23 protein-coding genes, 4 tRNA genes and 1 pseudogene are annotated in these 23,531 nt (G+C 71.0%); 19 read left to right on the forward strand and 9 right to left on the reverse strand.

Translation table 11 applies throughout. The annotated features are described in order from the left end of the window. Positions 1-23: 23 nt before the first annotated feature. Entirely contained in the window at positions 24-425 is a 402-nt protein-coding gene (locus H5368_RS12765) for a hypothetical protein (RefSeq protein WP_182825175.1), read from the reverse strand. Positions 426-521: 96 nt separating this feature from the next. Here H5368_RS12765 and sufT point away from each other — a divergent pair, with 96 nt between their 5' ends. The 5 genes and pseudogenes from sufT to H5368_RS12785 all read left to right on the forward strand — a co-directional run bounded on the left by sufT (position 522) and on the right by H5368_RS12785 (position 6,807). Further along, positions 522-1,073, forward strand: a complete 552-nt coding sequence (sufT, locus tag H5368_RS12770; protein WP_182825177.1) for a putative Fe-S cluster assembly protein SufT — start codon at positions 522-524, stop codon at positions 1,071-1,073. 258 nt (positions 1,074-1,331) lie between these two features. Further along, positions 1,332-2,714 (forward strand): annotated as a pseudogene (locus H5368_RS13560) (S8 family peptidase); the annotation flags it as partial. Then, a complete protein-coding gene (locus tag H5368_RS13620) occupies positions 2,703-3,659 on the forward strand; it encodes a proprotein convertase P-domain-containing protein (protein WP_343203910.1) in 957 nt (318 codons plus the stop codon). The pseudogene H5368_RS13560 and the gene H5368_RS13620, both read left to right, overlap by 12 nt. Positions 3,660-3,778: 119 nt before the next feature. After that, positions 3,779-5,434, forward strand: coding sequence for a PKD domain-containing protein (locus tag H5368_RS12780; protein ID WP_182825181.1), 1,656 nt, complete (start codon positions 3,779-3,781; stop codon positions 5,432-5,434). A gap of 35 nt (positions 5,435-5,469) precedes the next feature. After that, a complete protein-coding gene (locus H5368_RS12785) occupies positions 5,470-6,807 on the forward strand; it encodes a M20/M25/M40 family metallo-hydrolase (protein ID WP_182825184.1) in 1,338 nt (445 codons plus the stop codon). Positions 6,808-6,846: 39 nt separating this feature from the next. Here H5368_RS12785 and H5368_RS12790 read toward each other — a convergent pair whose 3' ends face one another. Genes H5368_RS12790 through wrbA form a run of 3 tightly spaced genes read right to left on the reverse strand, consistent with a single transcriptional unit; the run spans position 6,847 to position 8,337 of the window. Continuing rightward, a complete protein-coding gene (locus tag H5368_RS12790) occupies positions 6,847-7,332 on the reverse strand; it encodes an asparaginase domain-containing protein (RefSeq protein WP_182825186.1) in 486 nt (161 codons plus the stop codon). A gap of 58 nt (positions 7,333-7,390) precedes the next feature. Further along, positions 7,391-7,747, reverse strand: coding sequence for a DUF2069 domain-containing protein (locus H5368_RS12795; RefSeq protein WP_182825188.1), 357 nt, complete (start codon positions 7,745-7,747; stop codon positions 7,391-7,393). Further along, complete coding sequence (gene wrbA / locus H5368_RS12800) at positions 7,747-8,337, reverse strand: NAD(P)H:quinone oxidoreductase (RefSeq protein WP_182825190.1); 591 nt, start codon at positions 8,335-8,337, stop codon at positions 7,747-7,749. Before wrbA ends, H5368_RS12795 begins: the two co-directional genes overlap by 1 nt. A gap of 85 nt (positions 8,338-8,422) precedes the next feature. On the opposite strand from wrbA, the gene H5368_RS12805 reads away from it, so the two are divergent. Both H5368_RS12805 and H5368_RS12810 read left to right on the forward strand, forming a co-directional pair. Beyond that, a complete protein-coding gene (locus tag H5368_RS12805) occupies positions 8,423-9,691 on the forward strand; it encodes a YihY family inner membrane protein (RefSeq protein ID WP_182825193.1) in 1,269 nt (422 codons plus the stop codon). 3 nt (positions 9,692-9,694) lie between these two features. Beyond that, positions 9,695-10,333 (forward strand): TlpA disulfide reductase family protein, encoded by a 639-nt coding sequence (locus H5368_RS12810; protein ID WP_182825195.1) that lies wholly within the window; start codon positions 9,695-9,697, stop codon positions 10,331-10,333. Between the two features lie 12 nt (positions 10,334-10,345). On the opposite strand, the gene ppk2 is transcribed toward H5368_RS12810, so the two are convergent. From ppk2 to hemA, 5 genes are all read right to left on the reverse strand, one after another. Beyond that, entirely contained in the window at positions 10,346-11,122 is a 777-nt protein-coding gene (gene ppk2 / locus H5368_RS12815; RefSeq protein ID WP_182825197.1) for a polyphosphate kinase 2, read from the reverse strand. A gap of 40 nt (positions 11,123-11,162) precedes the next feature. After that, on the reverse strand, positions 11,163-11,681 hold the full coding sequence (gene moaB / locus H5368_RS12820; RefSeq protein ID WP_182825199.1) for a molybdenum cofactor biosynthesis protein B: 519 nt from the start codon (positions 11,679-11,681) through the stop codon (positions 11,163-11,165). Positions 11,682-11,690: 9 nt separating this feature from the next. Then, complete coding sequence (locus tag H5368_RS12825; protein WP_182825333.1) at positions 11,691-13,346, reverse strand: UDP-N-acetylglucosamine-peptide N-acetylglucosaminyltransferase; 1,656 nt, start codon at positions 13,344-13,346, stop codon at positions 11,691-11,693. Positions 13,347-13,428: 82 nt separating this feature from the next. Continuing rightward, positions 13,429-14,517 (reverse strand): peptide chain release factor 1, encoded by a 1,089-nt coding sequence (gene prfA, locus H5368_RS12830; RefSeq protein ID WP_182825201.1) that lies wholly within the window; start codon positions 14,515-14,517, stop codon positions 13,429-13,431. Then, on the reverse strand, positions 14,495-15,829 hold the full coding sequence (gene hemA, locus H5368_RS12835) for a glutamyl-tRNA reductase (protein ID WP_182825203.1): 1,335 nt from the start codon (positions 15,827-15,829) through the stop codon (positions 14,495-14,497). The genes prfA and hemA overlap by 23 nt, the downstream gene beginning before the upstream one ends. Before the next feature lie 156 nt (positions 15,830-15,985). Between hemA and H5368_RS12840 the strand changes: the two genes are divergently transcribed. From H5368_RS12840 to H5368_RS12895, 12 genes are all read left to right on the forward strand, one after another. After that, on the forward strand, positions 15,986-17,599 hold the full coding sequence (locus tag H5368_RS12840; RefSeq protein WP_343203911.1) for a tetratricopeptide repeat protein: 1,614 nt from the start codon (positions 15,986-15,988) through the stop codon (positions 17,597-17,599). Then, a complete protein-coding gene (lolB, locus tag H5368_RS12845) occupies positions 17,596-18,246 on the forward strand; it encodes a lipoprotein insertase outer membrane protein LolB (protein WP_182825206.1) in 651 nt (216 codons plus the stop codon). The genes H5368_RS12840 and lolB overlap by 4 nt, the downstream gene beginning before the upstream one ends. Further along, on the forward strand, positions 18,243-19,145 hold the full coding sequence (gene ispE / locus H5368_RS12850) for a 4-(cytidine 5'-diphospho)-2-C-methyl-D-erythritol kinase (RefSeq protein ID WP_223877952.1): 903 nt from the start codon (positions 18,243-18,245) through the stop codon (positions 19,143-19,145). The genes lolB and ispE overlap by 4 nt, the downstream gene beginning before the upstream one ends. Further along, positions 19,108-19,184 (forward strand) — tRNA-Gln (locus H5368_RS12855). The genes ispE and H5368_RS12855 overlap by 38 nt, the downstream gene beginning before the upstream one ends. A 37-nt stretch (positions 19,185-19,221) precedes the next feature. Beyond that, positions 19,222-20,184: a ribose-phosphate diphosphokinase gene (locus tag H5368_RS12860; protein WP_182825210.1), complete on the forward strand. Its 963-nt coding sequence runs from the start codon at positions 19,222-19,224 to the stop codon at positions 20,182-20,184. 111 nt (positions 20,185-20,295) lie between these two features. Further along, the gene (locus tag H5368_RS12865) at positions 20,296-20,946 is read left to right on the forward strand and encodes a 50S ribosomal protein L25/general stress protein Ctc (RefSeq protein ID WP_182825212.1); all 651 of its coding nucleotides are present in this window, start codon (positions 20,296-20,298) and stop codon (positions 20,944-20,946) included. A 51-nt stretch (positions 20,947-20,997) separates the two neighbouring features. Next, on the forward strand, positions 20,998-21,594 hold the full coding sequence (gene pth, locus H5368_RS12870) for an aminoacyl-tRNA hydrolase (protein ID WP_182825214.1): 597 nt from the start codon (positions 20,998-21,000) through the stop codon (positions 21,592-21,594). A 92-nt stretch (positions 21,595-21,686) separates the two neighbouring features. After that, positions 21,687-22,778: a redox-regulated ATPase YchF gene (ychF, locus tag H5368_RS12875; RefSeq protein ID WP_182825216.1), complete on the forward strand. Its 1,092-nt coding sequence runs from the start codon at positions 21,687-21,689 to the stop codon at positions 22,776-22,778. A gap of 112 nt (positions 22,779-22,890) precedes the next feature. After that, positions 22,891-22,976 (forward strand) — tRNA-Tyr (locus tag H5368_RS12880). A gap of 15 nt (positions 22,977-22,991) precedes the next feature. Continuing rightward, positions 22,992-23,065, forward strand: a tRNA-Gly gene (locus H5368_RS12885). A 44-nt stretch (positions 23,066-23,109) separates the two neighbouring features. Beyond that, positions 23,110-23,185: transfer RNA gene (locus H5368_RS12890), tRNA-Thr, on the forward strand. A 60-nt stretch (positions 23,186-23,245) separates the two neighbouring features. Next, the coding region (locus H5368_RS12895; protein WP_255486523.1) for a GTP-binding protein at positions 23,246-23,531 on the forward strand (286 nt) is incomplete at its 3' end.

Genomic DNA, 23,531 nt, shown 5'->3' on the forward strand with positions numbered 1-23,531 from the left:
TGGCGGGCGCGCCGCGCGCGGACTCAGCGGCAGGTCACCGCGGCCACCACGACCCCCGCGCCCAGCCACGCCAGGTCGACGGCGCCGTTGGCCAGGCGCGCCAGCAGCCAGCCGTGCTCGAATCCGAGGCGCCCGAGCGACGTCCATGGCGCGAGGCCGGTGACCTTGCCGAGTTCGGCGGCGACGATGCCCCAGTTGGCCAGCACGATCGCCAGCGCCGTTGCCAGCACGCCCCAGGCGGCACGTGCCATGCCGGGCTGCATGCGCGCCATGCGCAGCAGCAGGGCGGCGTCGAGCGCGGCCAGCACCGCCATCCAGCTGCACTGCCGGCCGGTGGCCTGCGCCAGCAGCACCCAGGCACAGGCAAAACCGATGCCGCCAGCCAGCGCCAGCGTGGGCGCCAGCCGGGATCGCATTGGGGTCATGGAACGCTGCACCGCTCGGGGCGGCACAGGATAGCGCCCCCGCGGCGCTAGAATGGGCGCCTTGCATCATGCCGCCCTCGGCCACACATCCCCGACATGTACTCCCGCAGCAGCGAACCCGTGCGCCTCGAGCGCGACTGTGCCGCCGTGCTCGTCCCGCAGGGCGACGAGGTGACGCTGCCCGCCGGCAGCATCGGCTACATCACCCAGGCGCTGGGCGGCAGCTATACCGTCTACATCGAGGGCAACCTGTTCCGCATCGCCGGGCCCGATGGCGACGCCATCGGCAAGGAGCCGCCCGAGCCGCTGGAGCTCGAAGAGGGCGCCGACGACGCCGCGGTCGAGCGGCTGGTGTGGCAGCAGTTGCGCACCTGCTTCGATCCCGAGATCCCGATCAACGTGGTCGATCTCGGGCTCGTCTACGAAGCCGTGGTCACCCATCGCGACGATGGCCAGCGCGAGGTCGCCGTCAAGATGACGCTGACCGCGCCCGGCTGCGGCATGGGCGACATCCTGGTGGACGACGTGCGCAGCAAGCTGGAGATCATCCCGACCGTGGCCGAGGCCGACGTCGAGCTGGTGTTCGACCCGCCGTGGGGCCGCAACATGATGTCCGAGGCCGCGCGCCTGGAAACCGGGATGCTCTGAGCGGGGCCCGCCCGGCTGCGGCGGGTCGCCCGCGGCCCCGAAATTCACGTTTTGAGACGTCGTCCACATTTCCGGTGTGGCCGGGGCGCGTGCCTGCGCTTGTGTGAACGCCAAGCTGTCGCGTAGCGTCACTTCGCGGACAATCTGGTCAGTCCGTTTCGCATCCGGCAGGATCGTGAACGGGGAGGGGTCCCGGACAGCCGTCCTGCCGGCAACAGCCGCCAAGCGGCAACGTCACATCTCCCGGGACCATCCAACATGACCGATCACTCGAACCGCCGCGTGCGCCTGCATGCGCTTGCCGTTGCCACCACCATTGCGCTGTCGTCGCTCGCGACCACGGCCGCAGACCGCATCAACGTGAGTGGCCTGCAGGCCTCCGAGTTGCACGATCGCTTCATCGTCAAGTATCGCGACGGCAGTGCCGAACACGCCCAGGCCGCGGTCCGCGATGCCGCGCTCAAGTCCGCGGCGGTCGCGGTGCCCGATGCAAGCCGCCTGCGCGCGGCTGCGCCGCTCGCGCTGCGCCATGAGCGCCGCATGGCGGTCGGTGCCGAAGTCGTGCGCAGCAGCCGCAAGCTGGACCGCGTCGAAGCCGAAGTGCTGATGCGCCAGATCGCGGCGAACCCGAACGTCGAGTACGTCGAGGTCGACAAGCTCAACAAGGCGGCCCTGACCCCCAACGACACCAATTTCAGCCAGCAGTGGGGCTTCGGCACCACGCCGGCCGGCATCCGCGCCACCCAGGCCTGGGATGTCACCACCGGCACCGGTGCCGTGGTCGCGGTGCTCGATACCGGCATCACCAACCACAGCGACCTCAACGCGAACATGCTGCCGGGCTACGACTTCATCATCGACACCGCCGTCGCCGGCGACGGCAACGGCCGCGACGGCGACGCCAGCGATCCCGGCGACTACTCCGGCGGCTATTCCTCGAGTTGGCACGGCACGCACGTCGCCGGAACGGTGGCCGCGGTGACCAACAACGGCAAGGGCGTCGCCGGCACCGCGTTCGGTGCCAAGGTGGTCCCGGTGCGCGTGCTTGGACGCGGCGGCGGCTACGACTCCGATATCGCCGACGCGGTGATCTGGGCGTCCGGCGGCACCGTCAGCGGCGTGCCCGCCAACGCCAATCCGGCGGAGGTGATCAACCTCAGCCTCGGCGGCACCGGCACCTGCGGCAGCGCAATGCAGACCGCGATCAACGGCGCGGTCGGCCGCGGCACGACCCTCGTGATCGCCGCGGGCAACAGCAATGCCAACACGTCCGGGTTCTCGCCGGCCAACTGCAACAACGTGATCGCGGTGGGCTCGATCACCAGCACCGGCGCGCGCTCCAGCTTCTCCAACTACGGCGCGCTGGTCGACATCGCAGCCCCCGGCTCCAGCATCATGTCCACGCTCAATTCGGGCACCCAGGGCCCGGGCAGCGAGAGCTACGCCAGCTACAGCGGCACCTCCATGGCGGCGCCGCACGTGGCCGGCGTGGTCGCGCTGATCCAGTCGGTGTCCAACCCGGCCAAGACGCCCGCGCAGATCGAGGCGCTCATCAAGAGCACCGCCAGCGCATTCCCGAGCACGCCCTCGCAGACCATCGGCGCGGGCATCGTCAACGCCAAGGCCGCCGTGGACGCCGCCGGTGGCGGCACCGCCAACACGCCGCCGACCGCGAACTTCAGTGTCAGCACCAGCGGCCTGGTGGCCAGTTTCACAGACAGTTCGTCGGACAGCGACGGCAGCATCGCCTCGCGCAGCTGGAACTTCGGCGATGGCAGCAGCTCCACCGCGACCAATCCCAGCAAGACCTACGCGGCGGCGGGCACCTACAGCGTGACCCTGACCGTGACCGACAACGGCGGCGCGACCAGCAGCCGCACCCAGTCGGTGACGGTCAGCAGCGGCGGCGTTGGGGGCAGCGTGCTGCAGAACGGCGTGCCCGTGAGCGGCATCGCCGGCGCGGCGTCGAGCACGCAGTCGTGGACGATCAGCGTACCGGCCGGCGCCAGCAACCTCACCATTGCCAGCAGCGGCGGCACCGGTGATGCCGACCTGTACGTGCGGTTCGGTTCCGCACCGACCACGACGGCGTACGACTGCCGCCCGTACCGCGCCGGAAACGCCGAGAGCTGCAGCTTCGCCACCCCGCAGGCGGGGACCTACCACGTGATGCTGCGCGGTTACTCGGCGTTCTCCGGCGTCACCCTCACCGGCAGCTACACGGCGGGCGGCGGCGGCGGTTCGACGCAGACCTATACCAATGGCACCGACTACGCGATCAACAACAACGCCACGGTGGAGAGTCCGATCACGGTCTCCGGCCGCAGCGGCAACGCGCCGGCGTCGACGCCGGTCGCGGTCAACATCGTCCACACCTACCGCGGCGACCTGAAGGTCGACCTGGTGGCGCCGGACGGCAGCGGCTACGTGCTGCACAACCGCAGCGGCGGGAGTGCCGACAACATCAACTCGACCTACAACGTGAACCTGTCCAGCGAGGCGCGCAACGGCACGTGGAAGCTGCGCGTGAACGACAACTCGGCCGGTGACACGGGCTACATCAACAGCTGGAGCGTCACGTTCTGATCGATCGCTTGATCTGACCGGCCCCTGTCCGGTTACAGTCTGTTGCCCCGGCCCCGTGCCGGGGCAGCATTCCGTCAACGGTCGGCCAGACCCACTGCGGGGAAGCAGCAATGAGAAGAATGAATCGGGTCTGCCTGGCGGTGTGCGCGCTGCTGGTGGCAGGCAGCGCCATGGCGGCGGGGAACAAGGCGGCACCCAGGGGCCTGCCGGCCGAACACACGGTCGAGGTGCTGCGCATGCCCGCCGTCGACGCGGCCCGACTGCGTGCCGAGGACCGCGCCACCGCCCGTGGCGACGCGCCGGCGCGGTTCGCGTTCGCGCACGCGGTCGACATCACGCCTGACAGCGCGGGTGACTGGGACGCGGTGGGCAAGGACCGGATGGTCTGGCGCCTGCGCATCGAGTCGCCCGGCGCGTTGTCGCTGAATTTCGGATTCAAGGCCTACCGCATGCCGGAGGATGGCGAGCTGCGCGTCTATCCCGCGGGCCTGCCCAAGGCGCATCCAGCGGAGCTGGTGAGCGTGTTCACCGCCGCCGACAACAAGCCGCACGGCCAGCTGTGGACCCCGGTCGTGCCGGGCGACCATGCGGTGATCGAGGTCTCGGTGCCGGCCGAGCGGGTCGGCGAGCTGAAGCTGGCACTGTCGAGCGTCAACCATGACTACGTCGGCTTCGGCCGCATCGCGCGCGAGGCGGCGCACGAGGTCAGCGCCATGGGCGTGTCCGGTGCCTGCAACATCGACGTGGCCTGCCCGCAGGGCGATGCCCATCGCCCGCAGATCCGCTCGGTCGGCGCGTACTCGCGCTTCGGCACGTTCTACTGCACCGGCTCGCTGCTCAACAACACCGCCAACGACCGGCGCATGCTGTTCCTGACCGCGCACCACTGCAGCATGGGCACGCCGGCGGCCGCGGCCAGCATCGTCGTGTACTGGAACTACCAGAATTCCACCTGCCGGATCCCCGGCAGCGCGGCCAGCGGCCAGAACGGCGATGGCTCGCTCGCCTGGAACCAGACCGGCGCGCAGGTGCGTGCGACCCACTCCGCGTCCGACTTCACCCTGCTGGAACTCGATACCGCGGCCAATCCGGCGTTCAACCTGTACTGGGCCGGCTGGGACCGCCGTGACGTGGTGCATGCCAACGCCGCAGGCATCCACCACCCGCGCGTGGCCGAGAAGCGCATCACCCATTCGGTCGCGCCGCTGGCGGTAAGCGGCTACTTTGGCGCAGGCAGCAGCCACTACCAGGTGTTCTGGGAGCCGGGTGGCATCGGCACCACCGAAGGCGGCTCCTCGGGATCGCCGTTGTACAGCCCGGAAAAGCGCGTCGTTGGCCAACTGCACGGCGGCCTCGCCAGCTGCAGCACCACCGGCACCAACCACAGCGACTACTACGGTCGGATCTTCACCTCGTGGACCGGCGGGGGAACCGCGGCGACCCGGCTTGGCGACTGGCTGGATCCGACCGGCAGCGGCGCGGGCGTCCTCGATGGCGTGGACGGCAGCGCCACACCCAACCAGGACCCGACCGCGTGGTTCGCATTCCAGCGTGACGGCGGCCTGGCCATCCGCTTCGAGGATCGCTCCAGCGATGCGGACGGCAGCATCGTGGCCTGGCACTGGGACTTCGGCGACGGCACGACCTCCACCGCCGCCAACCCGACCCGTACCTATGCGGCCAAGGTGTTCCATCGGGTCACCCTGACGGTCACCGACGACCGCGGCGCCACGTCCAGCGCGACGCGGAACGTGCGCCCCGGGACGCGGCTGTGAGGCGCGCGCTTGCCAGCGGGATGGCGGCTGCGGCGATGCTCCTTGCGACGGGTACCGCGGCGGCACACGGGCATGGCGCAACTGCCGTGGACCCGATGGCGCCGGTGCACGTGGTCGCCGAGCGCGCCACGTTCGAGGCCGCGCTTGGCGACTTCAGCGGCCGGCTCGTCGCGCGCCGCGATGTGCTGGGCAACGCGCTGGTGCTGGCCGAGCTGCGCGAGCACCAGATCCAGGACCTGGCCCGCCACGTGCACGAGGTCGAACGCCGCTGTGGCGGCTATTTCGCGTTCGCGACCCGCGCCGAGGCCGAGGCCTTCGTCGCCAGCCGGGCGCCAATGCAGGGCCTGCGCGGCACCGCGCTGCCGGCCTACACCATCAGCAACCAGGCGGTGGTCGGACGCTGGCTGCCGCAGGTGTCCGCGGCCAACCTCGCCGCCACCATCAGCCACCTGTCCACGGCGTGGCCAAACCGGTATTTCGCCAGCAGCCACGGGCAGGCGTCCGCGCTGTGGATCCGCGACCACTGGCTGTCGCTGGCCGCCGGCCGCAGCGATGTCAGCGCCGAGCTGTTCACCGCCTGCACCAACTGCGGTGGCCAGCCGTCGGTGATCCTGACCATCCAGGGCAGCGACCTGGGCGACGAGATCGTGGTGCTCGGCGGCCATCTCGATTCGATCTCCGGCACCGGCAGCGGCAACGCCATGGTCGCGCCCGGGGCCGATGACGACGCCTCCGGCATCGCCACGCTGACCGAGGTGCTGCGCGTGGCGATGGCGGACGGCTACCGTCCACGGCGCACGGTGAAGCTGATGGCGTACGCGGCCGAGGAAGTCGGCCTGCGCGGCTCGCGCGCGATCGCGCAGTCCTTTGCCGCCCAGGGCCGCACCGTGGTCGGCGTGCTGCAGATGGACATGACCAACTACCGCGCGCCCGGCGGCGGCAGCGACATCCGGGTGATGACCGACAATTCCAACCTGGCGCTGGTGCAGTTCCTGCGCGCGCTGTTCGACGAGTACATGGCGCCGCAGGGCTATACGCGCAGCGATTCGTCCTGCGGTTACGCCTGCTCCGACCATGCCTCGTGGACCCAGAACGGGTTTCCGGCGGCGATGTACGACGAAGGCCCGTTCTTCCCGCTCCTGCACACGCCGGGCGACACCCTGGCCAACATGGGCGGGAACGCGCAGCACGCGACGATCATCGCGCGCCTGGGCCTGGCGTTCATGGGCGAGCTGGCCAAGTCGAGCAAGAACCGGCTTGTCGTGCCGCCGCCGGCGCCGCCCGGACAGGTGCCACGCAACCGCCCGCACCCGGCGCTGCCGGATCCGCTGCCGGGCGACGGCCCGGGGCGCTCGCGGATCAGCCCGCCCTGACGCCGCGCGCCACGCCCGCGGGTTGCGCCGGCGTGGCGCTCAGGTCGCCTCGAAGCGGTTCGCGGCGACGTTCTTGCGCACCTTGAGCGGGTCCCAGATGCGGCCGTTCATCGCGATGTAGACCCCGGGCGCGAGCGACTGCACCGCGCCAACCGCCGTGCCGATGTTGAACTCGGCGTCCGAGCCGCGGAAGCGCGCCGGATTCAGCGCGCCCGTCAGCACGATCGTGCGGTCGGTGAGCGACGCCAGCGCCTGCGCGGTCTCCACCATGGTGTCGGTGCCGTGGGTGATCAGCACGTGGCGCGCCGGCTGCGCGGCGATGGTCGCGCGCACCAGTTCGCGGTCGGCGTTGTCGATGTGCAGCGAATCCTTGCGGATGATCGGAATCACGCGGAAGCGGAACGCCACGCCGAGTTCCTCGAGGATCCGGCCGATCTGCGGTTCGCCGACCTGGAAGTCCGACTTGTCGTCGAAATAGACCTTGTCGATCGTGCCGCCGGTGGTGACGACCAGGAGTTCATCCATCGCGTGTTCCTCGAATGCCGTGCGCGGTGGCGGGCGTGTCGCCGGCCGGGTGCGCATTCTAGTCCGTCGCGCCGCGCGCACCGCGACGGCCGAAGCGCGCCTGCAGGCCCGGCCAGCTCGCCGCCACGATGATGGCCAGCGCCAGTGCCACCTCGCCCAGCGCGTAGCCACGCCCGGCCGCGCGCTCCCAGCCGACCATCACGCCGTGGCAGAACCAGCCGAGGCCAAGCACGCCGGACCAGAACACCGCGACCCGGCTGCCGGCGAGCACGCCGGCCATCAGCAGCAACGGCGGCAGTGCGAACACCGCCAGCGCCTGCAGGTAGCGCGGGTCGGCGCTGAACCAGGCCGCGAACAGCGCGGCGAGCGCCGCGAGCAACGCCGCGAGCACGTACCGCGAGCCGGGTGCCGCCATCAGCCGAGCCTCGCGGCAAGCATGGCGATGCGCCGCCCGAGCGCGCGTGCCAGCCGCGCTTCCTCGTCGGTCGGCTGCGGATCGTTGTCGCCGCCGGCGACGTGGCTGGCGCCGTAGGGCGTGCCGCCGCTGCGGGTGGCCGAGAGGCCCGGTTCGGTGAATGGAATGCCGGCCAGCACGCAGCCGTGGTGCAGCAGCGGCAGCATCATGGTCAGCAGCGTCGACTCCTGGCCGCCGTGCTGGGTGGCGGTCGACGTGAACACGCCCGCCGGCTTGCCGACCAGCGTGCCGCTGGCCCATTCGCTGCCCAGCCCGTCGAGGAAATGCTTGAGCGGCGCGGCCATGTTGCCGAAGCGCGTGGGGCTGCCCAGCAGCAGGCCGCTGCATTCGTCGAGGTCGGCGCGTTCAACGTACGGAGCACCTTCTTCGGGCACCGGTGGCGCGGCCGCCTGCGTGACCGCCGCCACCGGCGGCACCGTGCGCAGCCGCGCGGCCATGCCGTCCACTTCGCCCACGCCGCGCGCGACCTGGCGCGCAAGCGCCGCGACCGAACCGCCGCGGCTGTAGTACAGGACCAGGATATCGGGCATGCGGCTTCCTCCGGGCGGCAAAGCATAGCCGCATGCGCCAGCCCCGTGCCGCGGCGGTGGTTCGTGATCGGTTACCCTCGCCGCGATGGAGCCACTGGATTCCCTTTACCGCTGGAAGGAGCGCATGCGCGACCGCGCGCGCGCGACCTCGTTCGGCCGCTTCCTGTGGCGGCGCTTCCTAGACGACCGCCTGTTCGAGGCCGCCGGCGCGCTGTCGTTCACCACCACCTTCGCGCTGGTGCCGCTGTCGATGGTGGTGTTCGGCGTGCTCTCGGCGTTCCCGGTGTTCGAGGAGTGGAGCGCGCGCCTGAGCACGTACATCTTCTCCAACTTCGTGCCGAGCTCCGCGCAGGCCATCGAGGGCTACCTGCGGTCGTTCTCGGAAAACACCGGGCAGCTGACCGCGGTCGGCGTGGTGGCGCTGGTGGTGTCGGTGCTGGTGACCCTGTTCGGCATCGAGGGCGCGTTCAACCGCATCTGGCGCGTGCACACCGCGCGGCCACGGTTCGGGCGGTTCCTGGTGTACTGGACGGTGCTGACCCTCGGCACGCTGGTCGCCGCGGCCAGCCTGTCGGTGTCGGCCAGGTTCTTCGCCCTGGACGTGTTCAGCAGCATCGCCGGGCAGTGGCTGCAACACCTGATGCTGGGGGTCGCGCCGGTGCTGATCGAGCTGTTCGCCTTCGCCACCATCTACCGCGTGGTGCCGCACCGCACCGTGCAGTGGCGGCATGCATTCGCCGGCGGCGTGCTGGCGGTGGTGCTGCTGGAGATCGGCCGGCGCCTGCTCGGGCTCTACCTCGGCAGCTTCAACGCCTACCAGAACATCTACGGGCCGCTGGCGTTCGTGCCGATCTTCCTGCTGTGGCTGTATTTTGGCTGGATCTCGATCCTGCTCGGCGCATCGTTCGCCGCCTCGATCTCCGCGTTCCGCTACCAGCCGGCGCACATGCGCCTGCCGCAGGGCTACGAGCTGTACGGCATCCTGCGCCTGCTGGGCCGCTTTGCCGAGGCACGCCGCGAAGGCCGCGGCCTGCACAGCGACGACATCCTGGCCTGCGAGCCGATGCTGACCGACGCGCTGGTGCAGGAGATCCTCGGCCAGCTGCAGGACATCGACGTGGTGCGCCGCGCCGAGAGCGGCGAGTGGCTGCTGGCGCGCGACCTCGACGGCCTGTCGCTCGCCGAACTCTATGAAGCCGGCCAGCTGCGCATTCCGATCGCCGAGGCGGTGCTGCCCTGTCGCGACGACGCCCTCGGCGCGAATGCGATCGCGGCGCTGGACGAGTTGCGCCTGCCGTTGCGCGACCTGCTGCGCCGCCGCGTCGGCGACCTCCACGACCCCGCCAGGACCTGACCCATGCGTCTTCGCCCGCTGTACGTCCCCTGCCTTGCATTGACCGCGCTGCTGGCGCTTGCCGCCTGCCGGCCGGACGGCGGCGATGCGCCGGCCACCACGGGCGACACGACGCCGGCCGCCGCGCCACCGGGCGATGCAACCGCGCCTCCCGCGGCAGTGGCGACCGACGAGGCGGGTGCCGGCGACTCCGCCGATGCCGCGTTCCCGACGCTTGAAGTGACCACGCTCGACGGTGGCCGCTACACCCTCGCCGAGCGCCGCGGCCGGTGGGTGGTGGTCAACTTCTGGGCCACGTGGTGCGCGCCGTGCATCAAGGAAATGCCCGAGCTGTCGGCACTCGACGCGATGCGCGAGCACATCGAGGTGGTGGGTCTGGCGTACGAGGACATCGCGGTCGAGGACATGCGCGTGTTCCTCGACAGGCATCCGGTGGTGTATCCGGTCGCGATCCTGGACGTCTACGACCCGCCGAAGGACTTCGCCACCCCGCGCGGGCTGCCGCTGACCTACCTGATCGCGCCGGACGGCCGGGTCGCGGAAAAATTCCTCGGCCCGGTCACCGCGGCGGAACTCGAGGCGGCGATCACCGCGGCTGGCGGGCCGGGCACACCGGCCGCACCGGCCGCACCGGCCGCCTGACGCGCGGCGGCTTCAGCCGTCCCAGGGCGGGATGGGCTTGAGCTTGCCGAAGCGTTCCTTCTTCGGCTTGCCGTCGAGTGGCGGGAACTCCGGCGCCGTGCGCGGCACGTGCACGTCCGGCAGGCGGTCGAGCAGGTGGCGGATGAGCGTCAGCCGGCCGCGTTTCTGGTCGTCGAAGTCGACCAGCGTCCACGGCGCGTTCTTCGTATGCGTGGCCTCGAGCATGGTTTCGCGGGCGCGGGTGTAATCGGCATAGCGGGTGCGCGCCTCGACGTCGATCGGCGACAGCTTCCAGGACTTCAACGGATCGGCCAGGCGTTCGGCGAAGCGCGCCTCCTGCTGTTCCTGGTCGCAGCACAGCCAGTACTTGAAGAGCAGGATGCCGTCGTCGGTAAGCAGCTTTTCGAAGGTGGGCGCCTGGCGCAGGAAGGCGGCGACCTGGTCGTCCGTGGCGAAGCCCATCACCTGTTCGACGCCGGCGCGGTTATACCAGCTGCGGTCGAACAGCACGATCTCGCCGGCCGTGGGCAGGTGGCGCACGTAGCGCTGGAAATACCACTCGCCCAGTTCGCGCTCACTCGGCCTGGGCAGGGCGGCCACGCGGTACTGGCGGGTGTCGAGGTGCTCGGTGATGGCCTTGATCGCGCCGCCCTTGCCGGCGGTGTCGCGCCCTTCCATCAGTACGGCGATGCGCTGCCCGGTGTGGCGCGCCCAGCGGGCCATCGCCACCAGTTCGTGCTGCAGCGGTTCCAGCAGCGACTCGTACTGCTTGCGCTTGAGTTCTTTCACGTGCCGCTCCGGTGCGGTGGTGGTGGGCCTGCGCCCCGCGTCATTCCTTCAGGCGTGGCCTCAGGGTGGCCAGGTTGCAGGGGCGGGTGCGTGAATCCAGTTGCGCGCGGATGATCCGTTCCCACGCGGTGCGGCAGGCCGAGGTCGAGCCCGGCACGCAGAACAGGAAGGTGCCGTTGGCCAGGCCCGCGAAGGCCCGCGACTGCAACGAGGACGTGCCGATCTCCTCGACGCTGATCGCGCGGAACAGCTCGCCGAAGCCCGCCATCTCCTTGTCCAGCAGCGGCAGCAGCGCTTCCGGCGTGGCGTCGCGCCCGGTGAAGCCGGTGCCGCCGGTGACCAGGATGCCGTCGACCGCGGGGTCGGCGATCCACTGCGAGACCAGCGCGCGCAGGCGGTAGCGGTCGTCGGGCAGCAGGCCGCGCGCCGCCAGGCGGTGCCCGGCCTTCTCGAGCGCGGCGACGAGGTAATCGCCGGAACTGTCCTCGGCCGCCGTCCGCGAATCGGACACCGTGAGGACGCACAGGTGCAGCTGGATGGATGCATCGGACTGGGTCATGCGGCGAGCCTACCGCGCCTGGAGCGTCGCCGGAGGCAGTCCGCGGCGCTGGCGGTCGGCCATGGCCTGCGCCATGGCGGCAAAGTCACGCGCGAATGCCGCCATGTCGAACAGTCCCGACGCCTGCCGCAGGCCGTGCAGCCGTGCGCGCAGCGCCTGCAGGCGCGCGCGATCGCTGCCGAGCGCGGTGGCCAGCGCGACGAAGGCCGCGTCGTCGGCGGCATTGAGTTCGCCCAGCCCGAGGTGGTGGTTGAGGCTGCCGGCGACGCGCGCGGCGAAGGTGTGACCCGGCCGGGTGAGCACCGGGCAACCGGCCCACAGCGCGTCCGAGGCCGTGGTGTGGGCGCCGTAGGGGTTGCTGTCGAGGAACAGGTCGGCGAGCTGCAGCCGCGCGAGATAGATGGCCTGCGGCTGCTTGGCCATGAACACCAGCCGCGCCGGGTCCACGCCGGCAGCCTGCGCGGCGGCGCGCAGGCGCCCGTCGCCGCGGCCGGGCGCCGACAGCAGCCAGAGCACGCTGCCGGGGACGTTGCGCAACACCGCCATCGCGCGCGCGAAGCTGGACGGATTGAGCTTGTAGCTGTTGTTGAAGGAGCAGAACACCACGCCGTCGGCCGGCAGGCCGCACTCCGCGCGCGACGGCGGCGGGGCCGGCGCGCGTCGGGTGTCGGACGGCTGGAAGCAGCGCGGCAGCCGCGCGACCGCCTCGGAGAAGCCCGCCTCCAGCGCCGGCGGCAGCACGAAGCCGTCGGCGAGCACGTAGTCGATCCACGGCGCGCCCGAGCTGCCCGGATAGGCGAGCCAGTTGACCTGCAGCGGCGCCGGGCGCATCGCCAGCACGGCCGGCGTGCCGCCGCCGCCCCAGCCGCGCAGGTCGTGCAGCACGTCGATGCCGGCGCCCCGGATGCGCATCGCGATCTCCGCATGGGGCAGGGCGGCAACGTCATGCAGGGTGGTCGCGGCCTCGAGCCGTTGGCGCACGGCGCTGCCGTCATCGGGGTTGAGCGCGAACAGGTGCGCCTCGACGCCCACCTCCGCGCGCAGCGCCTCGAGGAAGGCCACGGTCAGCAGTCCCGTGGGATGCGCGCCGAATCCGTTGGACAGGAAGCCGATCCGCAGCGGGCCATCGCCGGCGATCGCGCGCGGCGGCAGCGGGCGCACGCTGCGCGCCACCTGCGCCGCGCTCAGCCGCGCACAGCGCAGCTGCTCGAGCGCGTCAGCGTCCTCGCTCAGGAAGGCGAACGGTTCGACCGCCGCTTCGCTGCGCGTCACCGCCGATCGCACCTGCGCCGACAGCGCGTCCAGCCCGCGCCAGTCGCACAGGCGACGGCGCAGGGCCAGCAGGTGGGCCGCGATCTGCGCCGCGCCCGGCACCAGCACATGCGCGCGCGCATAGGCGTCGGCCGCGGCTTCCGCCTCGCCCACGTCCTCCAGCGCGTGTCCGTGCCACAGCGCGATGCCGGGGTGCCCCGGTGCCGCGCGGGCGGCCTGCCCGAGGCTGTCGGCGGCCTCGCGGCGGCGGCCGAGCAGCCACTGCGCGCGGCCCAGCCGCGCCAGGGCTTCCGGGTGCCCGGGCGCCAGGGCGAGGGCGCGTTGCGCGGCTGCCTCGCCGGCCACGCCGTCGCCGGCATCGAGCTCCGCATCCGACAGCAGGATCCAGGCCATGGCGTCGCGTGGGGCCAGCGTCGTGGCGCGGCGCGCTTCGCCGCGGGGGTCACCTGCTGCGCTCACGCGCCGGATCCGCCTGTCACGCCGAGTGCTCCGTCAGGCGTGCCAGTTCGTCGGCCTGGTGTTCCTGCAGCAGGCGGTCGACCAGCGGGTCGAGCGCGCCTTCCATCACCGCTGGCAGGTCATACAGGGTCAGGCCGTCGACGCGATGGTCGGTGATGCGGCCCTGCGGGAAGTTGTAGGTGCGGATGCGCTGGCTGCGGTCGCCACTGCCCACCTGCAGCTTGCGCGACTGGGCGGTGGCGGCGGCGCGGCGCGCGGCTTCGGCATCGGCCAGCATCGCCTTCAGCCGCTTCATCGCATTGTCGCGGTTGGCGTGCTGCGAGCGTTCGGTCTGCGACTCCACCACCACGCCGGAAGGCAGGTGGGTGATGCGGATCGCCGAGTCGGTCTTGTTGACGTGCTGGCCGCCGGCGCCGGAGGAGCGGAAGGTGTCCACGCGGAGGTCGGCGGGATTGATCTCGATTGGCTCGCTTTCGTCCTCCACCGGGATGATGGCGACGGTCGCCGCCGAGGTGTGGATGCGACCCTGCGACTCTGTTTCGGGCACGCGCTGCACGCGGTGTGTGCCGGACTCGAACTTCAGGCGCGCGTAGGCGCCGGCGCCCTCGATGCGCGCCACCACTTCGCGGAAGCCGCCGTGCTCGCCGGCGTTGGCGGATTCAACTTCCACCCGCCAGCCCTGGCGCTCGGCGTAGCGGCTGTACAGGCGGAACAGGTCGCCGGCGAAGATCGCCGCCTCGTCGCCGCCGGTGCCGGCGCGGACCTCCAGGTAGATGCCGCCGTCGTCGCGCGCGTCGCGCGGCACCAGCAGCGCCATCAGCGCCGCGTCCAGTTCGGCGAGGCGCGCGCTGGCGGCGGTGACTTCCTCGTCGGCCATCTCGCGCAGCTCGGGGTCGTCGCGCAGCGCCTGTGCGGCGGCGAGGTCGGCGCGGGCGCGGGCTTCATCGGCAAGCGCGCTGGACAGCGGCGCCAGGCTCGCGAACTCGCGCGACCACGCGCGGTAGCGCGCCTGGTCGCTGGCGGCGGCCGGATCGGACAGCAGGCGTTCGAGTTCGTCGCGACGCTCGGCCAGCGACTCGAGCTTACGGCGCAGGGATGGGAGCATCGTCGTCGTCATGTGCGCGGGCGCTGCCGGGGACGGGCAGCGCGCCGTCGCCGGCGGGATGGTCAGGCAGCATGCGTTCCACCGCGCGCAGCAGCACGTCGTCGCCGCTGGCGGCCGCTTCGCGCAGCGCGGCCGTGGGTGCATGCAGCAGGCGGTTGGTCAGCGCATGGGCCAGGAATTCGAGCGTGGCCTCGGGCGACTGGCCGGCCGCGAGCTGCTGCCGCGCCCTGGCCAGCGCTTCGCTGCGCGCCGCTTCGCCATGCGCGCGCAGGCGCCGCAGCGGCGCGCTGCGCGCGTTGGTGGCCAGCAGTTCGGCATAACGCGACACCTGCAGGTCGATGATCGACTCGGCGGCATCGGCGGCCTCGCGGCGGCTGCGCCGGTTGTCCTCGACCGCGCGCTCCAGGTCGTCCACGGTGTACAGGTAGGTGTCGCGGAGCTCGGCGACGGACGGCTCGATGTCGCGCGGCACGGCAAGGTCGACCAGCAGCATCGGCCGGTTCCTGCGCGCAGCCAGGGCCGCTGCGACATGCTCGCGGCGGATCACCGGGGTGCGGCTGGCGGTGGCCGAGAACACGATGTCGGCGAGGAACAGGTGGCGGTCGAGTTCGTCCAGCGGCAGGGCCACGCCGCCGTGGCGCGCGGCCAGCTCCTCGGCGTGGCGGAAGGTGCGGTTGGCGACCAGCAGCTGCTTCACGTTGGCCTGGGCGAGGTGGCGCGCCGCCAGTTCGATGGTTTCGCCGGCGCCGACCAGCAGCACCACGGAATCCTCCGGCCGCGCGAAGCTCTCCTGGGCCAGGCGCACCGCCATCGAGGCCATCGACACCGGGCTGTTGCCGATGCGGGTCTCGGTGCGCGCGCGCTTGGCGGTCACGAACGCGTGCTGGAACAGGCGGTCGAGGTGGCCGCCGAGCGTGCCGGCGCTGCGCGCGCTGGACCAGGCCTGCTTCACCTGGCCGAGGATCTGCGGCTCGCCGAGCACCATCGAGTCCAGGCCGGTGGCGACGCGGAACAGGTGGCGCGCCGCGGCGTCGCCAGCGTGGTGGTACAGGTAGGCGTGCAGGCCGGCGGCATCGCCCATGGCGTCGTCGGGGTGGTTGGCCAGCCAGTTCACCAGCGCGCGGCCTTCGTCATCGGTCACCGCGTAAAGCTCGGTGCGGTTGCAGGTGGAGAGCAGCGCCACCTCCTTCACGGCCGGCAGCCTGCGCAGTTCCGCCAGCGCGCCGTCCAGCCGATCGCCGGCAAAGGCCACCCGTTCGCGCAGCTGGAGCGGCGCGGTCTGGTGGTTGAGACCGACGGCAATCAGCCTCATCGGTTCATGTGCTTGCGATAAGCTGCTGGCATGACAGGTCGCTATTTTACGTCGCCGGCAGCCTCCGCGTCCGACAACGGCGTTCGCCACCTCGCGCGCGGTCGCCCGCGGCGGTCCGGCACGCTGCTCGCGGCCGTGCTGTTGCTGGCCGGCGCCATGGCCGCGCAGGCGCGCGACACCACGGCGCGCGATCCGCTCGAGGCGGTGCTGGCGGCGGAATTCGCCGTTTCGGCCGGGCGCCTGGATGAAGGCACGGCCTGGTACCTGGAGGCGGCGCGCGCGCTGCCCGACGATGCCGAACTCGCCGCGCGCGCCACCCGCTACGCGTTGATGGGGCGCGACAACGCCGCGCTGGCCGATGCGCTGGGCCTGTGGCGCCAGCGCGCCCCGGAATCGGCGGGCATGAAGGGCGCCGCCGCCACCCTGGCGTTGCGCACCGGCAAGAGCCGGGCCGCCCGCCGCGAGCTCGAGTCGCTGCTGCGCGAGGATGGCCGCGAAGGCCTGCTCACCGCGATGTCGGTGCTGGGCACCGGCAGCAGTGACCAGGCCCTGTCGGCCGAGGTGCTCGGCGAGCTGTTCGATCGCGGCGCGATCCCGCGTGAGTCGCTGGCCCTCGCCGGTGCCGGCGAACTGGCGCTCGGGCTGGGCGACCAGGCCCTGTTCGAGCGCATCGACGGTGTCGCGCGCGTCGCGTTCCCCGACGACCCGCTCACCGCCCTGGTCCGCAGCCGCCACCTGCACCAGACCGGCCGCAGCGTGGAGGCGAAGGCGGTGCTCGACGAGATCGCGGCGCAGCCCGGTGTCACCGCGCACCCGCGCATGCGCGAGAACATCGCCCTGGCCTATGCCGAAGTGGGTGCGCCCGCCGACGGTGCGCGGTTGCTGGAAAGCGGGCCACCGGAACTGCGCTGGCTCGCGCTGCGTGCGTCCCTGCTGGCGCAGGCCGAGGACAAGGACGGGCTGGGCCGGCTGTATGACGTCCTCAAGGCCGACGCCGAGGCCCCGAACCCGCCGCGACGCCTGCTGCTTGGCCAACTGGCCGAATACCTGGAGCTTCCGGCCGAGGCGCTCGACTGGTACCGCAGCGTGCCCGGCGGCGAGCAGCGCTGGCTGGCGCAGTTGCGGATCCCGAAGGTGCTCCACGACCTGGGCAAGGCCGACGAGGCTTACGCCGAGCTCTCGCGCCTGCAGCAGGATGGCGTCGCCGATGCCGACTACCGCCGCGATGCCTACGTGATGGAGGCCGAGCTGCGCCGCGAGGATGGCGGCGGGGATGCCGAACTCGACGCCTATGCCCGGGGGCTGGCGGCATTCGTCGACGATGCCGCGCTGCTCTACGCGCGCGCGCTGATGTGGGAGCGGCGCGACGATATCGCCCGCGCCGAGGCCGACCTGCGCCGCATCCTGCTGGCCGATCCGGACAGCACGGCCGCGCTCAACGCCCTGGGCTACACGCTTGCCGACCGCACCACGCGCTACGACGAGGCGCTGGAGCTGATCGAGCGCGCGCGCGTCGCCGAGCCGGGCAATGCCGCCATCATCGACAGCTACGGCTGGGTGCTCTACCGGCTTGGCCGCAACGAGGAGGCGGTGGTCGAGCTGCGCCGCGCCTACGTGCTGGAAAAGGACGCCGAGATCGCCGCGCACCTCGGCGAAGTGCTGTGGGTCCTGGGCCGCCATGACGAGGCGCGCCGCTACCTGGAGGAGGCGCGCGCCATCGATCCGGACAACCGCGCCCTCAAGCGGGCGCTGGAGAAGACCGCGTCATGAGTCCGGCGAGGGTGCTGCTGGTGCTGGCCGCCATGGCCTTGCTGGGCGCGTGCGCGACGCGCGGGCCGGCGTCCGCGCCCCTCCCGGTGCTGGCCCCGGCTGCCGTTGCGGCGGCCATGGACGGGCAGGTGGCCCGCGAGGCGCGACTGGCCGGCACTCCGGCCTGGACCCTGAGCGGCCGCGCCGCCATCACCCGCGATGGCAAGGGAGGCAACGGCCGCATCGACTGGCAGCAGGATGGTGCCGGTTACCGCGTCGAGCTGTCTGCCCCGGTCACCCGCCAAGGCTGGCGGCTGTCATCCAGCGGGTCCGGCGCGCGCCTGGAGGGGCTGGACGGCGGCCCGCGCGAGGGGCCGGATGGCAGCCAACTGCTGTACGAAGCCACCGGGCTCGAGGTGCCGATGGCCGCCCTTGGTGCCTGGCTGCGCGGTGCCCGCGCCGACGAGGCCCGCCACGGGCCGGCCACGCTCGCCTTCGGTGCCGACCTGCTTCCCGCGCGGCTGCAGCAGGACGGCTGGGTCATCGAATTCCGCGCCTGGCACGAGGGCGACACCATCACGCCGCCGCTGCCGCGGCGCATCGAGGCGCGCCGCGGTGGTGCCGACGTGCGGCTGGTCATCGACCAGTGGGGCGGGATCGCACCGTGACCGCCGCGTACGGCTGGTCGGCGTGGCCGGCGCCGGCCAAGCTGAACCTGTTCCTGCGCATCACCGGGCGCCGCACCGACGGTTACCACGAGTTGCAGACCGTGTTCCGCCTGCTGGACTGGGGCGACACCGTCCACCTGCGGCCCCGCGCCGACGGCCGGATCGTCCGCTGCGGAATGGATCTGGCTGCGGTCCCCGAATCCGCGGACCTCAGCCTGCGCGCCGCAGAACTTCTGCAAAAGTCGGCGAAATGCGAGCTTGGAGCAGATATCCGCGTCGAAAAACACATTCCGGCTGGCGGTGGCTTCGGCGGCGGGTCATCCGACGCGGCGACCGTGCTGGTCGCCCTGGACCGGCTCTGGGGGCTTGGCCTCGGCCGCGACGCGCTGGCGGCACTCGGGGTTGGCATGGGTGCCGACGTGCCCGTGTTCGTGCACGGCGCGAACGCCTGGGCGGAAGGCGTCGGCGAACGCCTCGTGCCGCTGGCGCTGCCGCCGGCCTGGTACCTGCTGGTCGACCCCGGCGTGCACGTGGCCACCGCCGCGCTGTTCCAGGCCCCTGAATTGACGAGGGATGCCCGCGCCGCGACAATGGCGGACTTCGCTTCAAGTGTTCCGCTCGGCAATGCGTTCGAGCCGGTGCTGCGTCGCCTCGAACCGGCCGTTGAAGCCGCGTTCCAGGCGCTTTCGCGCGTCGGCACGCCACGGCTTACCGGGACGGGCAGCGGCTGTTTCGTCGAGTTCGCCGAGCGCGCACTCGCCGAGGCTGCGCTCGCCGGATTGCCGCCATGCCTCAAGGCCTGGGTGGTTCCCGGCGCCGCGCGGTCGCCGCTGCTGGATGCACTTGCGGCGTGGCCTCTGCAGGGGCGTCGCCAAGAGGCCCAAGGCACCAGGTTTTGATCCTGGCATTCGTAGGTTCGAATCCTACCGCCCCTGCCATTCCCCAGTCGCAACCAGCGTGCAGCGGAGACGTCCCGTGAAAAAGGAAGATGGCAACCTGCTGATCTTCTCAGGCAATGCCAACCGCCCGCTCGCCCAGGCCGTGTGCCGCGAGCTCGGGGTGCGTCCGGGCAAGGCCCTGGTGTCGACCTTCTCGGATGGCGAGGTGCAGGTCGAGATCGAGGAAAACGTGCGCCGCCAGGACGTGTTCGTGGTGCAGTCCACCTGCGCGCCGACCGCCGAGCACTTCATGGAGCTGATGGCGCTGATCGACGCGCTCAAGCGCGCATCCACCGCCAGCATCACCGCCGTGGTGCCGTATTTCGGCTACGCGCGCCAGGACCGCCGCATGCGCTCCTCGCGGGTGCCGATCACCGCCAAGCTCGCCGCCAAGATGTTCACCGTGGCGGGTGCCGACGGCCTGCTCACGATCGACCTGCACGCCGACCAGATCCAGGGCTTCTTCGACATCCCGGTCGACAACGTCTATGCCTCGCCGCTGCTGCTGGCCGACATCTGGCGCGCGCACGGCACCGACAACATGGTGGTGGTCAGCCCCGACGTCGGCGGCGTGGTGCGTGCCCGCGCGCTGGCCAAGCGCCTCGATGACGCGGATCTCGCGATCATCGACAAGCGCCGTCCGAAGGCCAACGTCGCCACGGTGATGAACATCATCGGCGACGTGCAGGGCAAGACCTGCGTGCTGGTGGACGACATCGTCGACACCGCGGGCACCCTGTGCGCCGCCGCCGCCGCGCTGAAGGCGCAGGGCGCCACCAAGGTGGTCGCGTACTGCACGCATCCGGTGCTCTCGGGGGCGGCGATCGACAACCTGAACCGGTCCCAGCTCGACGAGCTGGTGGTCACTGATACCATTCCGCTTTCCGATGCCGCCCGCGGCTGTGGGCGCATCCGCCAGCTCAGCGTGGCCGAGCTGCTGGCCGAGACCATCCGCCGCATCGCCTTCGGCGAGTCGGTGAGTTCCCTCTACGTGGACTGAGGCGGCACTGCCGCCCCGGCCCCGGTCGTGTTCCAACCGGCTCCCCTGGTCGCGGGGGAGTCAACATTTCCGCCGCGAGGCGGGCCAACCATGCAAACGAGTAGACATCCAATGACACAGCACACGATTTCGGCAACCGGCCGCAAGGACGAGGGGAAGGGTGCGAGCCGCCGCCTGCGTCGCGCGGGCAGCCTGCCGGCCATCATCTACGGCGGCGATGCCGCCCCGCGGAGCATCCAGCTCCAGCAGGAAAAGACCTGGGTTGCCAGCCAGCACGACTGGTTCTACTCGTCGATCCTCGACCTCGAGGTCGACGGCAAGGTCGAGCGCGTGCTGTTGCGTGACATGCAGCGCCACCCGTTCAAGCAGCAGATCATGCACATCGACTTCCAGCGCGTGAACGAGAACGAGGCGATCCGCTTCAACGTGCCGCTGCACCTGATCAACGCCGACACCTCGGTGGCCGGCAAGACCGCGGGCGTGGTGCTGACCCAGGAACTCAACGAGATCGAAGTCAGCTGCCTGCCGGGCAAGCTCCCCGAGTTCATCGAGGTCGACCTGGCCAGCATGGAGGTCGGCGACACCGTGCACCTGTCGGACGTCACGTTCCCCGAGGGCGTCACGCCCGCGCAGAAGATCGACGAAGGCCATAACCCGGCCGTCGCCGTCGCACGCCACGTCCGCGAGGAAGTGGAAGCCGACGTCGAGCCGACCGCCGAGGTTCCCGCCGCCAAGCAGGAACTGCCGGGCAAGGAAGGCTGACCCCGCTCCACCGGCGCAGCCCTTGCGGGTGCGCCGGTGGGCGGCCCCGCGATGGACGGGCTTCGACTCATCGTCGGGCTGGGCAACCCCGGCCCGGAGCATGCGCGGGACCGGCACAATGCCGGGTTCCGTCTTGTCGACCGGCTCGCCGGGCGGGCCGGCGAGCGCTTCAGGGTCGACGGCAAGCTCTTTGGCGAGACCGCCAGGGTGCAGGTCGGCGGCCGCGACGTGTGGCTGCTGAAGCCCGCCACCTTCATGAACCTGAGTGGCAAGTCGGTACTGGCCGCGCTGCAGTTCTGGAAGATCGAGCCGGAGCAGGCGCTGCTGGCGCACGATGAGCTGGACCTGCCGCCGGGCACCGCGCGGCTGAAGTTCGATGGCGGCCACGGCGGCCAGAACGGGCTGCGCGACACCATGCGCCTGCTCGGGCACGGACGGTTCCACCGCCTGCGCATCGGCATCGGGCACCCCGGCCACAAGGACCGCGTGACCGGCTGGGTCCTGGGCCGCGCCACCGCGGTCGACGACATCCTCATCGAACGCGCGCTCGACGACGCCATCGACGTGCTGCCGCTGGCGGTCGCCGGCGATGTCAACGAAGCCATGAAGCGGCTGCATACCGCGGCGCCGGCAGGCGCGGACGGCTGACGGCCGGCCACAAGGCGCATTGCCGAGACGCGATGCGGGAGCCGCCGGGCCATCCGACGGCTCCCGCCTCCCGTTTCACGAGTCCCGGACCCATGGGCATCAAATGCGGCATCGTCGGCCTGCCCAACGTCGGCAAGTCGACCCTGTTCAATGCGCTGACCAAGGCGGGTATCGCCGCGGCCAATTTTCCGTTCTGCACCATCGAGCCCAACGTCGGCGTGGTGCCGGTGCCGGATCCGCGCCTGAATGCGTTGTCGGAGATCGTCAAGCCGCAGAAGTGCATTCCGACCGCGGTCGAGTTCGTCGACATCGCGGGCCTGGTGGCGGGCGCGGCCAGCGGCGAGGGCCTGGGCAACAAGTTCCTGGCGCACATCCGCGAGGTCGACGCGATCTGCCACGTGGTGCGCTGCTTCGAGAACACGGACGTCATCCACGTCAACAACAAGGTGGACCCGATCGCCGACATCGAGACCATCGACACCGAGCTGGCGCTGGCCGACCTGGAATCGGTGGAAAAGGCCCTGCAGCGGGCCGAGCGCTCGGCCAAGACCGGTGACAAGGACGCCAAGGTGCGCGTCGAGGTGCTGGCGCGGGTGCGCGAGGCGCTCGACAGCGGCAAGCCGGCACGCGCGCTGGACCTGTCCGAGGATGACCACGCTGCCGTACGCGATCTGTTCCTGCTGACGCTCAAGCCGGTGATGTACGTGGCCAACGTGCTCGAGGACGGCTTTACCGACAACCACCACCTGGATGCGGTGCGCGCGCGCGCGGCCGGGGAGGGTGCCGAGGTGGTGCCGGTCTCGGCGGCGATCGAGGAGGAGCTGTCGCAGCTCGAGGACGAGGACCGCGATGCGTTCCTCACCGACCTGGGGCTCGAGGAGCCGGGCCTGAACCGCGTGATCCGCGCGGCGTACACGCTGCTGGGCCTGCAGACCTACTTCACCGCGGGCGTCAAGGAAGTGCGCGCCTGGACCGTGAAGGGTGGCTCGACTGCCCCGCAGGCCGCCGCGGTCATCCACACCGATTTCGAGAAGGGGTTCATCCGCGCCGAGACCATCGGCTACGACGACTTCATCAAGTACAAGGGCGAAGCCGGGGCCCGCGAGGCCGGCCGCCTGCGCCTGGAAGGCAAGGAATACCGCGTCCGCGAAGGCGACGTGCTGCATTTCCGCTTCAACGTCTGACCGCGAAAGGCGGCTTCGGCTATTCTTGTTGCGGGAAAACGCGCACAGGCGTTGACAGCAGGATTGGGGGGCGTCAAAATCGCGGGCTGTTTTCACCGGTTCATTACTTGCCGGAGGGATACCCAAGCGGCCAACGGGGGCAGACTGTAAATCTGCTGGCTTACGCCTTCGGTGGTTCGAATCCACCTCCCTCCACCAAGTGCGGTTCCCGGCGCGGGAGTAGTTCAACGGTAGAACCTCAGCCTTCCAAGCTGATGGTGCGGGTTCGATTCCCGTCTCCCGCTCCATCGCGGGCCTGCCATTGCACTCCAGGCGCCAGGACACAATTTACGCTCACGTAGCTCAGTCGGTAGAGCACCTCCTTGGTAAGGAGGAGGTCGATGGTTCGATTCCATTCGTGAGCACCATGTTCAAGGCCGCGGCCACCGCGCGGCACTCCATCCAACAGTTCAGCGAGATACGCAATCATGGCCAAGGGTAAGTTCGAGCGCACCAAGCCCCACGTGAACGTGGGCACGATCGGTCACGTCGACCACGGCAAGACGACGCTGACGGCGGCGCTGACCAAGATCGGTGCGGAACGCTTCGGCGGCGAATTCCACGCCTACGACGCGATCGACAAGGCACCGGAAGAGAAGGCGCGCGGCATCACCATTTCGACCTCGCACGTCGAGTACGAATCGCCGAACCGCCACTACGCGCACGTCGATTGCCCGGGTCACGCCGACTACGTCAAGAACATGATCACCGGTG

Origin of the sequence: Luteimonas sp. MC1782, assembly GCF_014164605.1 — a bacterium.
In the GTDB taxonomy this organism is placed as follows: Bacteria; Pseudomonadota; Gammaproteobacteria; order Xanthomonadales; family Xanthomonadaceae; genus Luteimonas.

What these genes read in the sequence shown, in the direction of transcription:
- lolB (WP_182825206.1), top strand. Translation starts at nt 17,596, where the DNA reads ATGAGTCCGGCGAGGGTGCTGCTGGTGCTGGCCGCCATGGCCTTGCTG.
- H5368_RS12785 (WP_182825184.1), top strand. Translation starts at nt 5,470, where the DNA reads ATGCTCCTTGCGACGGGTACCGCGGCGGCACACGGGCATGGCGCAACT.
- H5368_RS12765 (WP_182825175.1), bottom strand. Translation starts at nt 425, where the DNA reads ATGACCCCAATGCGATCCCGGCTGGCGCCCACGCTGGCGCTGGCTGGC.
- H5368_RS12810 (WP_182825195.1), top strand. Translation starts at nt 9,695, where the DNA reads ATGCGTCTTCGCCCGCTGTACGTCCCCTGCCTTGCATTGACCGCGCTG.
- H5368_RS12805 (WP_182825193.1), top strand. Translation starts at nt 8,423, where the DNA reads ATGGAGCCACTGGATTCCCTTTACCGCTGGAAGGAGCGCATGCGCGAC.
- prfA (WP_182825201.1), bottom strand. Translation starts at nt 14,517, where the DNA reads ATGCTCCCATCCCTGCGCCGTAAGCTCGAGTCGCTGGCCGAGCGTCGC.
- hemA (WP_182825203.1), bottom strand. Translation starts at nt 15,829, where the DNA reads ATGAGGCTGATTGCCGTCGGTCTCAACCACCAGACCGCGCCGCTCCAG.
- H5368_RS12780 (WP_182825181.1), top strand. Translation starts at nt 3,779, where the DNA reads ATGAATCGGGTCTGCCTGGCGGTGTGCGCGCTGCTGGTGGCAGGCAGC.
- moaB (WP_182825199.1), bottom strand. Translation starts at nt 11,681, where the DNA reads ATGACCCAGTCCGATGCATCCATCCAGCTGCACCTGTGCGTCCTCACG.
- H5368_RS12825 (WP_182825333.1), bottom strand. Translation starts at nt 13,346, where the DNA reads ATGGCCTGGATCCTGCTGTCGGATGCGGAGCTCGATGCCGGCGACGGC.
- sufT (WP_182825177.1), top strand. Translation starts at nt 522, where the DNA reads ATGTACTCCCGCAGCAGCGAACCCGTGCGCCTCGAGCGCGACTGTGCC.
- H5368_RS12790 (WP_182825186.1), bottom strand. Translation starts at nt 7,332, where the DNA reads ATGGATGAACTCCTGGTCGTCACCACCGGCGGCACGATCGACAAGGTC.
- H5368_RS12840 (WP_343203911.1), top strand. Translation starts at nt 15,986, where the DNA reads ATGGCCGCGCAGGCGCGCGACACCACGGCGCGCGATCCGCTCGAGGCG.
- pth (WP_182825214.1), top strand. Translation starts at nt 20,998, where the DNA reads ATGGACGGGCTTCGACTCATCGTCGGGCTGGGCAACCCCGGCCCGGAG.
- H5368_RS12865 (WP_182825212.1), top strand. Translation starts at nt 20,296, where the DNA reads ATGACACAGCACACGATTTCGGCAACCGGCCGCAAGGACGAGGGGAAG.
- wrbA (WP_182825190.1), bottom strand. Translation starts at nt 8,337, where the DNA reads ATGCCCGATATCCTGGTCCTGTACTACAGCCGCGGCGGTTCGGTCGCG.
- H5368_RS12795 (WP_182825188.1), bottom strand. Translation starts at nt 7,747, where the DNA reads ATGGCGGCACCCGGCTCGCGGTACGTGCTCGCGGCGTTGCTCGCGGCG.
- ychF (WP_182825216.1), top strand. Translation starts at nt 21,687, where the DNA reads ATGGGCATCAAATGCGGCATCGTCGGCCTGCCCAACGTCGGCAAGTCG.